General features: G+C 35.8%; 1 pseudogene. It reads left to right on the top strand.

The window, feature by feature from the left end:
- Positions 1 to 917, top strand: a pseudogene (locus tag H964_RS06890) (hypothetical protein); the annotation flags it as partial.

The following is a 917-nucleotide window of genomic DNA, read 5'->3' as shown; positions in this document are numbered from 1 at the left end:
ATAAATTATCAAAGGCAAAAGAAAGATCTTTCGATAGTGAAAAGGGGCTGTTTTATACCTACTTTATAAACCAGCCAGTTGAGTATGAATATGATGAGAAAAAGCAAGAGGTTAAAATTAAGAAATTTGAACAGAAAAAAGTAGCATTTTTCCTGGAGTCACAGGTAAGGGCAATGAAGACAATTGACGATGTAGAAACAAAAAGAAAGATTTATCAAAGCGTTAAAGAAAGTGACCTTTACGACAAAGTGCTCAAAATGTACAAGACAAACGAAAGCCTGGTGAATCAGCCAAATCAGCTTGGAAGGATAAAAGCATTTACACCTGGCTGGCTTGAAAATGAATCCATTTTCATGCACATGGAATACAAATACCTGCTTGAGCTGCTAAAGGGCGGACTTTACACAGAGTTTTTTGAAGACTTCAAAATGGTTTTGCCACCATATATGGACCCAGCGGTTTATGGAAGATCAATATTTGAAAATTCCTCATTTATTGCAAGCTCAAGCAATCCTGACAAAAGTATCTGGGGCACAGGTTTTGTTGCAAGGCTTTCTGGCACCACAACAGAGTTTTTAAATATGGAGCTGATTATGCTGTTTGGTGAAAAACCATTTGAATACAAAAATGGAGATCTAATTTTTAAACTGTCTCCAAAACTTCCGGGCTGGATGTTTACAGAAGATAGAAAAGAAGTTGAGATTATAGTAAATGGCAACAGGCAAACCATAGTTTTAGGTAAAAATCAATTAGCAGCAGTTCTATTTGGCAGAACACTGGTTGTTTATCACAATCCACGAAGGCTTAACACATATGACAAAGATGTAAAAGTTTCAAAGTATATTCTGCATTTTGATGATAAAGTGGTTGAGGTTGAAGATGAAATGGTGCATAAACCATATTCTTATGAGATCAGA

This window comes from Caldicellulosiruptor sp. F32, from assembly GCF_000404025.1.
GTDB classification, from domain to species: domain Bacteria; phylum Bacillota; class Thermoanaerobacteria; order Caldicellulosiruptorales; family Caldicellulosiruptoraceae; genus Caldicellulosiruptor; species Caldicellulosiruptor saccharolyticus.
This window is presented reverse-complemented; position numbering and strand designations above follow the sequence as displayed.